10 protein-coding genes are annotated in these 14,383 nt (G+C 50.4%); 6 read left to right on the top strand and 4 right to left on the bottom strand.

Annotation, left to right across the window (positions count from 1 at the left end):
- Nucleotides 1-51 precede the first annotated feature (51 nt).
- Genes hsdR through DU481_RS10550 form a run of 3 tightly spaced genes read left to right on the top strand, consistent with a single transcriptional unit; the run spans nt 52 to nt 6,407 of the window.
- A complete protein-coding gene (gene hsdR / locus DU481_RS10560; RefSeq protein ID WP_350134318.1) occupies nt 52-3,435 on the top strand; it encodes a type I restriction-modification system endonuclease in 3,384 nt (1,127 codons plus the stop codon).
- A gap of 30 nt (nt 3,436-3,465) precedes the next feature.
- Nucleotides 3,466-4,938, top strand: a complete 1,473-nt coding sequence (locus DU481_RS10555; RefSeq protein ID WP_350134317.1) for a class I SAM-dependent DNA methyltransferase — start codon at nt 3,466-3,468, stop codon at nt 4,936-4,938.
- Entirely contained in the window at nt 4,935-6,407 is a 1,473-nt protein-coding gene (locus DU481_RS10550) for a restriction endonuclease subunit S (RefSeq protein WP_350134316.1), read from the top strand. The genes DU481_RS10555 and DU481_RS10550 overlap by 4 nt, the downstream gene beginning before the upstream one ends.
- Nucleotides 6,408-6,475: 68 nt before the next feature.
- On the opposite strand, the gene DU481_RS10545 is transcribed toward DU481_RS10550, so the two are convergent.
- Nucleotides 6,476-6,988, bottom strand: coding sequence for a DUF1993 domain-containing protein (locus tag DU481_RS10545; protein ID WP_350134315.1), 513 nt, complete (start codon nt 6,986-6,988; stop codon nt 6,476-6,478).
- Nucleotides 6,989-7,308: 320 nt separating this feature from the next.
- Here DU481_RS10545 and DU481_RS10540 point away from each other — a divergent pair, with 320 nt between their 5' ends.
- Nucleotides 7,309-8,928 (top strand): MFS transporter, encoded by a 1,620-nt coding sequence (locus DU481_RS10540; RefSeq protein ID WP_350134314.1) that lies wholly within the window; start codon nt 7,309-7,311, stop codon nt 8,926-8,928.
- A gap of 169 nt (nt 8,929-9,097) precedes the next feature.
- On the opposite strand, the gene DU481_RS10535 is transcribed toward DU481_RS10540, so the two are convergent.
- Together DU481_RS10535 and DU481_RS10530 are read right to left on the bottom strand one after the other, a co-directional pair.
- On the bottom strand, nt 9,098-10,306 hold the full coding sequence (locus tag DU481_RS10535) for a hypothetical protein (protein ID WP_350134360.1): 1,209 nt from the start codon (nt 10,304-10,306) through the stop codon (nt 9,098-9,100).
- Between the two features lie 311 nt (nt 10,307-10,617).
- A complete protein-coding gene (locus DU481_RS10530; RefSeq protein ID WP_350134313.1) occupies nt 10,618-11,511 on the bottom strand; it encodes an SPFH domain-containing protein in 894 nt (297 codons plus the stop codon).
- Nucleotides 11,512-11,884: 373 nt separating this feature from the next.
- On the opposite strand from DU481_RS10530, the gene DU481_RS10525 reads away from it, so the two are divergent.
- On the top strand, nt 11,885-12,583 hold the full coding sequence (locus DU481_RS10525; RefSeq protein WP_350134312.1) for an OmpA family protein: 699 nt from the start codon (nt 11,885-11,887) through the stop codon (nt 12,581-12,583).
- Entirely contained in the window at nt 12,583-13,797 is a 1,215-nt protein-coding gene (locus tag DU481_RS10520; protein ID WP_350134311.1) for an ExeA family protein, read from the top strand. The genes DU481_RS10525 and DU481_RS10520 overlap by 1 nt, the downstream gene beginning before the upstream one ends.
- 100 nt (nt 13,798-13,897) lie before the next feature.
- Here the strand turns inward: DU481_RS10520 and DU481_RS10515 are convergent, their stop codons facing one another.
- Nucleotides 13,898-13,972, bottom strand: coding sequence for a PEP-CTERM sorting domain-containing protein (locus tag DU481_RS10515; protein ID WP_350134358.1), 75 nt, complete (start codon nt 13,970-13,972; stop codon nt 13,898-13,900).
- Nucleotides 13,973-14,383: the final 411 nt, after the last annotated feature.

The following is a 14,383-nucleotide window of genomic DNA, read 5'->3' as shown; positions in this document are numbered from 1 at the left end:
CGAAATGTAATAGAATGCACAATTTGCCAAGTATCTGGAAAACCAATAGCAATGGCGACATCAAACTTTTCGGTATTAAGCCAGCACGACGAACAGCTGCTTCGTCTGGGCATGCTGGCGGAAAAGTATTTTGCTGGCGATCCGAACACCTGTCTTTTAAAACTGCGCCAACTGACGGAATCGCTGGCGCAATTGCTGGCGGCCCGGACTGGGTTATTTATTTCCGCGGAAGAGACACAATACGATCTGCTGCGGCGGTTGCAGGATAACGGCGTATTGCCGCGCGAAGTGTATCAAATGTTCAATGAAGTACGGCGCAGCGGCAATGCGGCAAGTCATTCGCTATCCGGCGATCATCGTAATGCGTTGTTATCGCTCAAGCTGACTTGGCAAATCGGCGTCTGGTTTCATCGCACGTTCAAGGATGCCGGATTCAAATCCGGCCCTTTCATACCGCCCGCCCCGCCACAGAATGAAAGCGAAGAATTGCACGCTGAATTGGAGCGCCTGAAAAAGCTGGTCAATGATTACCAAACGTCGCACGCCAGCGTCACGGAAAAATTGAGCATCACCGAATCCAATCTACGTGAAGCCAAGAATGAACAGGTATTCTGGGAACAAATGGCCGCTGAAGCCGAACAAGCCAAGCGTGAACTTGAGAAAAGTATTCTTGAACAGCAGCACACTGCGTCGGCACAACCGAAGGAGACACTCGCTAACATCGCCGCCGCTGCCATTTCGGCTGCCGAAGCCGTGCAACTGGACGAAGCCGATACCCGCAAACTCATCGATCAACAACTGCGTCAGGCCGGTTGGGAAGCCGACTCCGAAATATTGATGTTTGGAAAAGGCGCGCGGCCTGAAAAAAATCGCAATCGCGCCATCGCCGAATGGCCGACAGAAACCGGCCCAGCGGATTATGTATTGTTCGCCGGTTTAACGCCAATCGCTGTGATTGAAGCCAAGCGCAAAAACATCGATGTCTCGGGCGCATTGCAGCAAGCTAAACGCTATAGCCGCACGTTCAAGCCCAGCACCGAGACCGAATTGCCCGCAGAAAACTGGGGCGATGCGGGTGCTTACCGTATTCCCTTCGCTTTTTCGTCGAATGGCCGCCCGTTTCTGCGCCAACTCGCCACCAAAAGCGGCATTTGGTTTTGCGATCTGCGGCGCCCGGACAATCTGGGGCATCCGCTCGATGGCTGGTACACTCCGGACGGATTGACCGCATTGATGAAACGCGACGAAACCCGGGCGCATGAACAGCTGGCCCAAACACCCTTCAATTACGGTTTTCCGTTGCGCTATTACCAGCAGGAAGCGATTCGCGCCATCGAAAAAGGCATCGAAGCTGGTCAGCGCGAAATGCTGCTGGCGATGGCGACCGGCACCGGCAAGACCAAGACTTGCATTGCGCTGATTTACCGCCTGCTCAAGGTCAAACGCTTCCGCCGCATCCTGTTTCTGGTGGATCGTTCCGCCTTGGGCGTGCAAGCGATCAATGCGTTCAAGGACACCCGCATGGAAAATCTGCAATCGTTTGCGGAAACGTTTGGCATCAAAGAGCTGGACGAACAAACACCGGATGGCGATACCGCGGTGCATATCGCCACCGTGCAAGGCATGGTGCAGCGGCTGCTGTTCGCCGCTGAAAATGCGTCGCCGCCGAGTGTCGACCAATACGATTGTATCGTGATCGATGAATGCCATCGCGGTTATCTGCTGGATCGGGAATTGTCCGAGACCGAAATGACTTTCCGCGGTTTTGACGACTACATCTCAAAATACCGCCGTGTGCTGGATTATTTCGATGCCGTCAAAATCGGCCTGACCGCGACGCCTGCCTTGCACACCACGCAAATCTTCGGTTTGCCGGTGTACAGTTACAGCTACCGCGAAGCGGTGATCGACGGTTTTCTGGTCGATTACGAACCGCCGATTCAGATCGAAACTGTGCTTTCCACGCAAGGCATCACCTGGAAAGCAGGAGACGACATCAAAGTTTTCAACAGCCGCTATAACCAGATCGAATTGTTCAAAACACCGGACGAAATCAAGCTCGATATCGAAGATTTCAACCGCAAAGTCATCACCGAATCATTCAATCGCGTGGTCTGCGATTATCTGGCGCAAGAACTCGATCCGCTGTCGCGGCAAAAGACGCTGATCTTCTGTGCCACCGACACGCACGCCGACATGGTGGTCGATTTGCTCAAGCAAGCTTTTACGGCGCGTTATGGCAGCGTCGACGACGATGCCGTGATCAAGATCACCGGCGCGGCGGACAAGCCGTTGCACCTGATCCGTCGCTACAAAAACGAGCAATATCCCAACGTCGCCGTCACCGTCGATTTGCTGACCACCGGCATTGACGTGCCTGAAATCTGCAATTTGGTATTTTTGCGCCGCGTCAACAGCCGTATTCTGTTCGATCAGATGCTGGGGCGCGCCACGCGATTGTGCGACGGCATCGGCAAGGAAACCTTCCGGGTGTTCGATGCGGTACGGATCTTTGCCTCCCTGCACGGCTTGACCGCGATGCAGCCAGTTGTGGTCAATCCCAAAATCAGCTTTACGCAATTGGCGCAGGAATTGGTCACCGTCAAGGACGACGAATCGCGGCAACTGGTGCGCGATCAACTGCTCGCCAAACTGCAACGCAAAAAGCGCCACCTGTCGGATAAAAATGTCCGGGATTTTGAAACCCGCGCGGGCATGACGCTGGTGGCTTTCGTTCAAACGATCAAAGCCCTGCCGGTTCACGAAGTGGCGGCATGGTTTACCAGCAACCCCGATCTGGCCGAGATTCTCGACCGCGCCAACGAAAGCACAGGCAGGCCCATACTGATTTCCGATCACGAGGATGAACTGAAAAACACCGAACGCGGCTACGGCCAGGGCACGAAACCCGAAGATTACCTGAACGCTTTCGCTGCCTTCGTGCAAAGCCACAGCAACGACATTCCAGCACTAATGGCAGTAAAGACTCGGCCGCGCGAGCTGACGCGCAAGCAGTTGCGCGAACTGATGCTGGAACTCGACAAAGCCGGTTTTACCGAAGCCAATCTCACCACCGCATGGCGGGAAATGACCAATCAGGACATTGCCGCGCGCATCGTCGGCTTCATCCGCCAGGCCGCCATTGGCGATGCGTTGATGCCGTTCGATGAACGCGTCGACCAAGCACTGCGGCACGTACTGGCGAGCAAGCCGTGGAGCACGCCGCAACGCGATTGGCTCAAGCGCATCGCCAGCCAAACCAAGGCCAATCTGCTGGTCGACCGCGCCGCGCTGGATGACCCCGACCTGCTGTTCAAGCGCGATGGCGGCGGTTTTGACCGGCTCGACAAAGTGTTCAATGGCGAATTGCAGCAGGTGCTGGATACGTTCAACGATGCGTTGTGGCAAACCGGAAACCAGCAACAACAAAAATAACCGCAACTAACACTAATCTCTTCAATACGCATGCCAACCATTACCTCTGATATCGTTTCCAGATTATGGAACCTGTGCAACATTCTCAAGGATGACGGCGTCACCTATCACCAGTACGTGACCGAACTGACTTACCTGTTGTTCCTCAAAATGGCCAAGGAAACCGGCATCGAGAATCAGTTGCCCGAAGGCCAGCGCTGGGGCGATCTGGAATCGAAGGCCGCGCCCGACCGGCTGGAATTCTACAAATTGCTGCTGATTCATCTGGGCAATCACGGTGCGCCGCTGGTGCAGGAAATTTTCGCCAACGCCAGCAGTTTCATCCGCAAACCGGTCACATTGTCGGCGCTAGTGTCCGAAATCGACAAACTCGACTGGTACAGCGTGCACCGCGAAGACCTCGGCGATTTGTACGAAGGGCTGCTGGAGAAAAACGCCAACGAGAAAAAATCCGGCGCGGGCCAGTACTTTACGCCGCGGCCGTTGATCGAAGCGATGGTCGCGGTGATGAAACCAAGTCTTGCCGACGCCATTCAAGACCCGGCGGCGGGAACCGGCGGCTTTCTGATCGTCGCCAACAATTACATCCGCCAGCACGGCAACTTCGACGAATGGACCGAGGAGCAGCAGCGCAAATACCGCCACCGCACCTTCTACGGCATGGAACACGTGCAAGACACGCACCGCCTAGCGCTGATGAACCTGATGCTGCACGGACTGGATTCGTTCGAAGGCGGCGCGGGCATTCATTACGGCGACACACTCGGAGTTGAAGGCGAAGCGCTGCCGAAGGCGACACTGATCCTGACCAATCCGCCGTTCGGCACCAAAAAAGGAGGCGGCCTGCCGAGCCGCACCGATTTCACTTTTCCGACCAGCAACAAACAGTTCTGCTTCTTGCAGCATATCTACCGCGGACTGGCGCCCGGCGGGCGTGCCGCCGTGGTGATGCCGGACAATGTATTGTTTGAAAGCAACGTCGGCACGCAAATCCGCCGCGACCTGATGGACAAATGCAATCTGCACACCATCCTACGCTTGCCGACCGGCATTTTTTATGCGCAAGGCGTCAAAACCAACGTGCTGTTCTTCACGCGCGGCCATAGCGATAAAGCCAACACGCAGGAAGTGTGGGTCTACGACCTGCGCGCCAACATGCCGCAATTCGGCAAACGCACGCAACTGACCCGCGAGCACTTCGCCGGATTCGAAGCCTTCTTCGGCCCCGACCCGCACGGCAACAACAGCGAATACCGTCATTCCATCGAAAGTGGGAATCCGGAAACCGCCCGGTTCCGCGTTTTCACGCGCGAACAAATCGCCGAACGCGGCGACAGTCTCGACATCGCTTGGCTCAAGGACGACAGCGCCACTGACCATGACGACCTGCCGGAACCGACGCTGCTGGCACAAGCCGCCATCGACGAATTGCAAGGCGCATTGCTCGAATTACAGGGGATTTTGGAGGAATTGGGGGAAGATGTGGATGAGGTGGATGCGTGAGCAATCTTCCAGAAGGTTGGGTAAAAACTACAATCGCAGAAATCGCTACTATCTCGACTGGTAGCACTCCAACAACTAAAGTGATTACTAACTTTGGCGGCATCACGCCTTTCGTAAAGCCAAGTGATCTCGATGATTATTTCAAGGCTATAGTAAGTGCCGAGCAGACACTTTCGGACGAAGGAGTTCAACAGTCTAAGTTATTGCGACCTGGTGCTGTTTTAGTTTCTTGTATCGGAAATTTAGGGAAAGTTGGAATAACTGCGGTGCCCGTGGTCACTAACCAGCAAATCAATGCAGTTGAGTTTGAATTATCAATAGTCTTTGATCGTTATGGATATTACTATTGCAAGACATTGAAATCTTGGATGATAAAGAATGCATCCTCAACAACCATTTCGATTTTGAATAAAAGTCGATTCTCAAATGCGGCTTTCCTTATTGCGCCTCTCAATGAACAAAAACGCATCGCTGACAAACTCGATAGCATCCTTGCGCGGGTTGATGCCTGCCGCGAACGCCTCGACTGCATTCCAGCTATCCTCAAACGCTTCCGCCAAGCCGTCCTCACCGCCGCAACTTCGGGAAAATTAACAGAGGAATGGCGGGAACAATTTTTGCGGAACATTAACGCAAAATCACTCGCAGCAGAAATACATGCAATCCACGACGAGGCGGGGGGCCATAAAATGGGTAATGCTGCTGCCCCTACCGAGGGTGTACATGATTTGTCACTTGAGATGTTTCCTGATGGCTGGGAGCTAGTCACCTTAAGAGATGTTGTTTCTCCTGATCGCCCAATTACTTATGGAATTTTGAAACCTGGACCTGAACTTAATGAGGGCATCCCTTACATTCGTGTAGCTGATTTTCCTTGCAACAAACTTAATTTGGGCACAATTAGAAAAACTTCGCGACAGATAGATGAGGAGTTTAGACGCTCGCGTCTTCGTTCAGGCGATTTGCTATTATCTATTCGAGGCACTGTTGGCCGTATTGTCAAGATTCCTAATGAACTTGCTGGGGCAAATATTACGCAAGACTCCGCGCGATTATCAGTACAACCAATCGTTAATCGAGATTTTGTTTTTTATTATTTACAGTCTTCGATGGCTCAGTACCGTATGAAGAAGTCAGTAAAAGGGGTTGCAGTTCGTGGAATTAATATTGGGGATGTTCGAGCTTTGCAACTGCCACTACCATCATTCTCAGAACAAACCGAAATCGTCCGCCGCGTCGAGGAACTGTTCGCCTACGCCGACCGCATCGAAGCCCGCTACCACGCCGCTCGCGCCCAGACCGACAAACTGACGCCCGCAATCCTCGCCAAAGCGTTCCGCGGTGAGCTGGTGCCGCAAGACCCCAACGACGAACCCGCCAGCGTATTGCTCGACAGTATCCGGGCATCCCGTGCGGAAAATGCGCTCACTCCGAAACCGAAGCGCAGCCGCAAGCTCGCGGCAAAATGAATGGCAAGCGCCTACCTGCTAAATGGCTTGTGCAAGCAGAAATTGCACGGCCAGTATTGCAACAACCCTTAAAAACTGCCCATGAAATCGCCTTTGCCGACATCCAGTCCGTTGTGCCGCAGAATCGCGTAAGCAGTAGTGACATGGAAGAAGAATTGCGGCAACCCATAGTTAATCAGGTAATTGTGTCCGATCATTTTTTTCTCTTTTGGTGTGCCCGGACGCAACACGATATCGCGTGTTTCGCTGCCTTCGAACTGCGCGGGTGTCAGACTTTCGATAAACGACAAAGTCTTAGCGATTCGCGCCTGCAAATCGGCAAAAGTCTGCTCATTATCTTCATAGGCTGGCACCTCAACTCCCGCTAACCGGGCTGATACACTTTTTGCGAAATCCGCAGCCACTTGCACCTGGCGGATCAAAGGAAACATATCAGGATATAGCCGGGCGTTCAGCAATACGGCCGGTTCAAATTTATTCTCGGCGGCATAGGTTTCCGCTTTGGTCAGAATGGCACTTAAGCTGGTCAACAGCTGCTTGAAAACGGGTACTGAGGTTTTGTACATATACGAAGTAGTCATCAAAATATTTTCCTGTTAATAGTTGAGTGTAATGTCATGTGTGGCATTCAGTATCTCATGATTATGCGGGATTGCGTGCGAACAACAATGACACTACTGCTGATTACCGGTAAACACAACTTAAAGCCGAGAAAATGAGAGTGTTCGGGAATGCTGTATAGTACCTAAACTGAAACCAGCTGGTACTTCTTAATACTGTAGTGAACGGCTTGAATGGAGCCTCAAACCATGACGGACATTAAATCGGACGTATTTTCCCACCTTAATCGGCTGGTAATAAGCTCCAACAATCCCTGGGCGACCTGAGGGTAGCAAACGGAATGACGGTTTCAGCCTTTTCTCCATTCAAACATCGTATTTTCACGATGCTGTGGATTGCGACGTTGGTTTCGAATATCGGCACGTGGATGTTCAACGTCACTTCCGGCTGGGTCATGACCGGGTTATCCTCCTCGCCCGTTATGATATCGATGGTACAAGCGGCAACAACTTTGCCGGTTTTTCTTTTTGCCCTTCCCGCCGGAGCATTGGGTGATCTTTTTGATCGCCGTAAACTGCTGATTTGGACACAAATCTTTCTGGCAGCCGTACTGTTGCTTTTTACCGCACTGTTATGGATAGGCATCGTTAATGCCTGGACCTTGCTGTTATTTACTTTCGTCATAGGCACTGGATCGGCTTTTGCCATGCCGGCATGGCAGGCGATCGTGCCGCGTCTTGTGCCGCGCGATACATTGAGTTCCGCCATTGTGTTAAATGGCATCAGTATGAATATCGCCCGCGCCATCGGGCCGGCATTGGGTGGTTTTATTCTGGCCGCAGCCGGTGCCGTGGCGACGGCTTTTCTCGACGCCATTTCCTATCTTGCCGTTGCGGCAGCACTGTTATGGTGGCGCACGAGCACCGCCCAAGACAACGCATTGCCGCGCGAACGCTTGGCTGGTGCCATGCGTGCCGGTATCCGCTTTGCTTTTCATAGCAAACCGCTACGTCACACCTTGATTCATGCGCTGGCTTTTTTCATGTGCGCGTCCGCTTACTGGGCATTACTACCGCTGATAGCGAAGGATACATTGCAAGGCGGCCCCAGTCTTTACGGTATATTATTGACTGCATTGGGTATTGGCGCAGTATCCGGCGCATTTCTACTCCCTGTCATGAGAAAACATTTCAGTACAAACACAATCATGATAGTAGCAACAACGGTAACCACACTGAGCTCCCTGCTGTTTGCTTATGGCGGGCATGCGGTGATCGGCATGGCCGCGGGATTTACAGGCGGCGTGTCATGGATCATGGCAGTTTCGTTGTTGAGTGTTTCCGCGCAAATGGCGCTACCGGATTGGGTTCGTGCCCGCGGCCTTGCCATTTTCCAGATGGTAGTTTTTGGTGCGATGGCAGCGGGATCGCTCAGCTGGGGTCAGGTAACGGAAATGATTGGTCTGTCAAAAGCTTTAACCGCATCAGGATTTTTGGCGCTGTTGCTGATTCCGATCACGGCGCGATTCAAACTCAATCTGGGCGAACACCATGACTATACGGCGTCCGGTCATTGGTCCGATCCCGCGCCGGTGATCCCTGTGTCGCACGATCATGGCCCCGTGCTGGTAACGCTGGAGTATCGTATCGACGATGCGGATCGCGCTGCTTTTTATTTGCTGATGCAGGAATTGGAGATAACCCGCCGCCGCGACGGCGCCATTCAATGGGGATTTTTCGAGGATGTCGAGGACCATGGACGGTTCATCGAGATGTTTACGGTCGAATCCTGGGTTGCGCATTTGCGCCAGCATGCCCGTGTATCCGTGTCCGACAAGTTGCTGCAAAACAAAATTTTTGCCCTGCATCGCGGAGAAACCTCGCCACGTGTTATGCATGCTGTTGCACCGCATACCGGCAGCCATCCGAAAACAATCCCCAAAACACATCACGATTTATGAAGGGGAAAAACCACAGTATTATCTCAATTCTGGCAGTGCAGTGAAGATAGAGCCGCAGTGGGCATGCTTGCCCGTGGTTTCTCCAAGCAAAAAAATTTGAGTACTACCGGTTTTTATAGAGGAATGGCAGAGCAATCACCGGCGCAAAACCGGTGATTGCTTGACTATACTAAGGTTTCGCTGGTTGCAACTTCAACATCATGGGTTGCAGACGCTTGATGGTGGAAGGCGCAAGCTGATCTTTCACTTGCAACGATTTGACCGCCGATGCCGGAGCGCAATTAGCCACTTCGACCAATTTCACCACCAACGGATTAAAAGTCACATCCACACCGGTATAACTGCCGGCATCGTCACCGTCGCGATCGCCGCGGAATTTGAATTCCTTCACTGGACCATTTGGCCCGCCGCCCTGACGGTCATCGTTATGATCGGTGTCGATATAATGCGCTGAGCTTTCCAAGGCGCTGACGATACTATCAATGCGCCAACCGGGGGGAGCTGTATAGTACGTATCGTTGCGCTCACCTTCCGCAGTCGTCCAATCGCTCCGTGTTTCCTGCGCTTTCATCCAGAGCCGTAAGTTGACGCGCGTGCCTTGGATACTCCAGGTTGCTTTAGCCCAAACTTCCGGACCATGACCACCGAATTCCTTATCACCTCGGGTATGAGGCGGTGTGAACGATAAGTAGGTATCGCGCGCATAGGTTTCGGTTTTTTCCCGGCATACCGGTGTCGCGGGCTGAATGACGGCGATACTGGAAATAGGATGATTCTGCCATTCCAACGTGAGACGATCGCTGGTTTTGGACAAAGGAACACCGTTGGCGCCGAGGTTAAGGGTCATGTGATAGTGCGTCAATCGATCCAATTCGGGAGAGACATCCAGTGTTCTCGAGGTGTCATGCAACGTTACTTTGATCGGTGTGGTATCGAAATCGTAGCCAAAAAATTCCAGCTTGTTGCGGCGGCTTGGATCCAGCGCCATATCCACTGCGGCTGGGACTACATGACATAACGCCGGTTCAACCGGCGGCACTGCCTGATGCATCAAGCGCGCGCGAATCCTCACCAAAGCCTGGCGCACGCGCGTACCGATAAAATCCACATTACAGCGCAACTCATCGCCAGTAGCGGCCACGCTGCGATTCAGCACATCCGAGACTTCATTGCGTACGGTGGACTGCGCATCGCTCGTCAGCTTCGCCGTCGTGTCTTGCAATACTGCTTGCCACGATGCGGAATTCCGGTCCAAGGCATCGATGGCGTTATCCAGTGTAGCAACGGTATCACCGGAAATATCACTGACTTTATCGGTTAACTTGTCGATTTTATCGCCGATGCTGCAACCCGAGATCAGAAGTGGCACAAATATCATGCTCCAGAGGAACAGTTTGTGGATTCGATGAGATTTCTTTGCGAAATGAAACAATGTGATTGTGGTTGCTGACATGCTGTTATTCTCCTTTATAGTGTCGATAAACTCGCATTTCTATTGCACTGAATCAATATTGCCGATACCGCATTTCACTATATAGCGACATCTCAAATTAAAGTCAAACGTGAATGACATTACCTAATTCTTTATCTTATTTAAACTTTTAATTGATGGTATTGACTCACTCACGGTAAAAAAACAGCACTCATCGCAATGACTGCCGGATTGCAGTCTAAAGCGATTTATGGTGACTACTGCGTCGATTGCGCCATCTGAATTACCGGTTGCGCGCCCGATTCCGATAACAACACAGTCATCATATTGGTGACCAGTACTGCCCGTTGATCGGGTGTCAGCGTAACGATTTTTTTATCTTCCAGATTCTTCAAGGCCACTTCGACCATACCGACTGCGCCATCAACCAGCTTCTGCCGTGCCTGCACCACCGCTTCCGCTTGTTGGCGCCGCAGCATGGCATTGGCGATTTCGGGCGCATAAGCCAAATGGGCGATTTTGGCTTCCTCGATCACAATCCCGGCCACTTCGACGTGTTGCTGTATAGAATCACGCAACAGCGCCGCAATGGCATCCAGATCGGTACGCAGGCTCTTGCGTTGTCCTCCTTCGGCAGCGTCATAAGCGTGGCTGCTGGCCACTTGCCGCACGGCGGACTCGCTTTGAATTTGCAAATAATTCAATGTGCTTTCAACATCGAACACAGCTCTGGCGGTATCCTGCACCCGCCAGGCAATCACGGCGGCAATTTCAATCGGACTGCCACGTTCGTCATTGACCTTCAGAACCGGTGTATTCCAGTTATTGATCCGTAAAGACACGCGAGTCCGGTTATAAAATGGATTCACCCAGAAAAAACCACTCGCATTAACCGTTCCGGCATAGCTGCCAAAAAAAATCATGACAGCTGCCTGGTTGGGTTCGAGCGTGAATAACCCTTTGCAGCAGAAAAGCGTTACTGTAAGCAATGCTGCACCAGCCATTAATTTGACAGGACCACCCGGTGTGGCCACTAAAAAGACCGCGAATAATATCGCGGGTAGCAATACCATCAACATCAACCAACCGTTGGTACCGGAAATGATCTGTTCGTCTGTACCGATTACGCTACTGCCCGATTTCTGGTTCACATTCATCCCCTTTTAATTGTTTGTTCATTGCACACAATTAATTTGTTTCTGTGCTATTCTCGACCCTATCCATTCCAACCAAAATCATTTCCAGCCATTGATATCTGCTAACATAGCATTTTTTCGTAAAGAGTTATGCGATAAACATAACATCAAGCAATAAAAAATTTGCGCAATCCAATGAAATTAGAGGTAATGTATTAACCCTAAGAAATTGCACACTATTCACGTGTAGAAAAAACACTCTCTATCCGGTTTAACCACAGCATCTGGGCAAAGTAACTTTCAATACACTAAAATATTTCGGCTTATATCCGTTAACATTCGCTTGCATCAGTAACACATTAAAAATCAATATAACGAGTATTTCCCTATGCGTTCAATTATCATTGGATTGTCTGTGATATTTTTTTCCTTATCGGCTTTCGTTACGTATAAGGCCATGAATTTCCAGAGTTACACAGCTTCTTATTCTTATTTAAATAATCAATCGGATACGGTATTTACACCACCACCCATACCGGCGCCTCCAGTTGCAGCACCCCTTGCGGCAGCGGATGCTTCGATCCAGCCAGATGGTGATTCGGAAGCCGATAAGGCTTTCGTTGCAGAAATGCAAGAAGTCATCACGCAGCTTGAGAATAAAGTGGTGACGACAGAAAATAAAATAGACGGTATTAAGACGATCAATACGGATACCCAATCGCACACCGTGACAGTATTCGGCGGTAAGACATTCCGTTCCGGGCAGGATGTGATACAAGATGTTGCTTATTCCGCAATTGAAAATCTAGTGCAGGAAATATCCGCATTTCCCAATAGCCGTATTCTCATCGAAGGTCATACCGACAATATACCGACTGGTAAATCCGGCAGCGACAATATGGATTTATCTTTGCGCCGCGCAAAGGCGATTGCCAATATATTGGTTTTACACGGCATACCGAAAGATCGGATATCGGTTACTGGTTACGGTGATACACAACCGATAACTTCGAATAATACCGAAGAAGGTAGAGCCAAAAACCGCAGAGTTGAAGTAAAACTTTTGCCGCAAGAGGGAGCCAATTAATGCACATGTACTCGCAGCACTTTAACCTCAACCGACTTCCATTCGAGAATGTACCGGATCCATTATTCTTTTATGATCATGGAGATCATGCCCGGATTCGTAAGCAAATCTCCGGTTCACTGCTCAGCGGACGTGGCTTGATTGTTGTCACCGGTCCGATCGGATCGGGGAAAACAACATTGAGTCAGATGATAAAGTCTGATTTTCCCGAAAATATCAAACTCATCTGGATGGCTGAACCGCCCGCGAATAGCTCGGATCTTTACTTATTTCTGGCGCAAGAACTTGGAGTGCAGCCGACTTCGGCGGAAAAAACCTTCGTCATGCGGGATATCCGGAATGCATTGCTGAAAATCAATGCGGAAGGAAAAAAGTGCTTAGTCATTATGGATGAATCCCATCTGATGACGGAAGATGTGATCAACGGTATTCGCTTACTCAACAATCTTGAAGAAGGATCAACCAAACTCATTCAGCTATTGCTTCTTGGTCAGGAAGAGCTGATGGAAAAAATCAACCGGCCTGAGATGGCGCCCTTTAAACAGCGGATCGCTGCGCTGGAAACACTGGGAAAGATGAATATCGACCGGGTATTACAGTACATCAAACATCGCATTCATGTAGCAGGAGGAACACCTGAGCTCATTTCAGATACCGGATGGGAAGCACTCACGATCGCGTTCGGTTCTGGAGGAACGCCACGGACCATCAATTCACTCTGTGATCGATCGCTCAATGTTTCATATGAACGCAATAAAACCATTGTTGATGCTCAGGATGTGTATGAAGCTACCCAACGAATGGGTATGATAACTGACGTATTTCATTACATTATTTTACTCAACAACAGGGAAAGAAAGAATCAGGAAACACACTCGCCTGCAACCGGAACTGTAGCGCAAGAATCAACACCACCCGCAGTTGAGAAAGTTCAGACTGCTGCGCATACTGTCAAAAAAACCGAACCGAAAGTAAATCTGGAAGCTAGCAATGAACCGTTGAATATTCCTGAAGAAAAAGTCGAACCATCTGAACCCTCGTATGACGATATTGCAAAAGTGATCAAGGCTAAATACGATCAGAAAGGTTTGATGCTTTCCATGGCGGTCCTCGCTCTATCAATTACTGCGTTTATAGCCAGTATTTTTTTCTTTTGCCATCGTTCCGATTCTTCGGGAATACTTGATTGCCTTCGTAACTTACTGGATCTTTGATCAATTTTGCACGCAAATCAGTCAGGATTGAATTAAAACAAAGCCCGCTCGTGAAGCGGGCTTTGTTTATGCCAGGCTCAATCGAATTTAATCGCTCAGGCTATCTCCTGCGCACGATAAAACTCAATAAACTAGATCCCGCAAACAGCATGGCATATATTTTTGGCTCCGGCACAGAAAATCACTCCAATGCACATATCTTGTACACCAGCATAATCGAAAGAGTGCTCATTTAATACGAATTTGCCATTCTATGCAGCATTCACGTTCACGGTAATATGCGCATCGTCATTTGATCATTCATCATCAGAGTTGCAGGATGACGGGTAACTTTCTTCATCGGAAGATGGCCTACTGGAAATTGGTGCCGTTTTCCCAGCATTACCCGGAATTCCGTAAGCCAAAGCGCTTAAACTAAAAATACCGGCCACACAGCATAATGTCATCAGTTTTGTTAAACTTAATTGTAAGAATTCCTAGCGTTGTTTACAGTATTCAGGAGAATACTGCAGATGAACATACACAAACGCACTCGCTTAACATTATTGGATCGTCAGGAAATCTGGCAGCTTTATCAAACCCGGCT

Origin of the sequence: Nitrosomonas sp. (assembly GCF_040240425.1) — a bacterium.
In the GTDB taxonomy this organism is placed as follows: domain Bacteria; phylum Pseudomonadota; class Gammaproteobacteria; order Burkholderiales; family Nitrosomonadaceae; genus Nitrosomonas.
The sequence above is the reverse complement of the archived record's forward strand: the minus strand, read 5'-3'. Positions and strand labels throughout refer to the sequence as shown.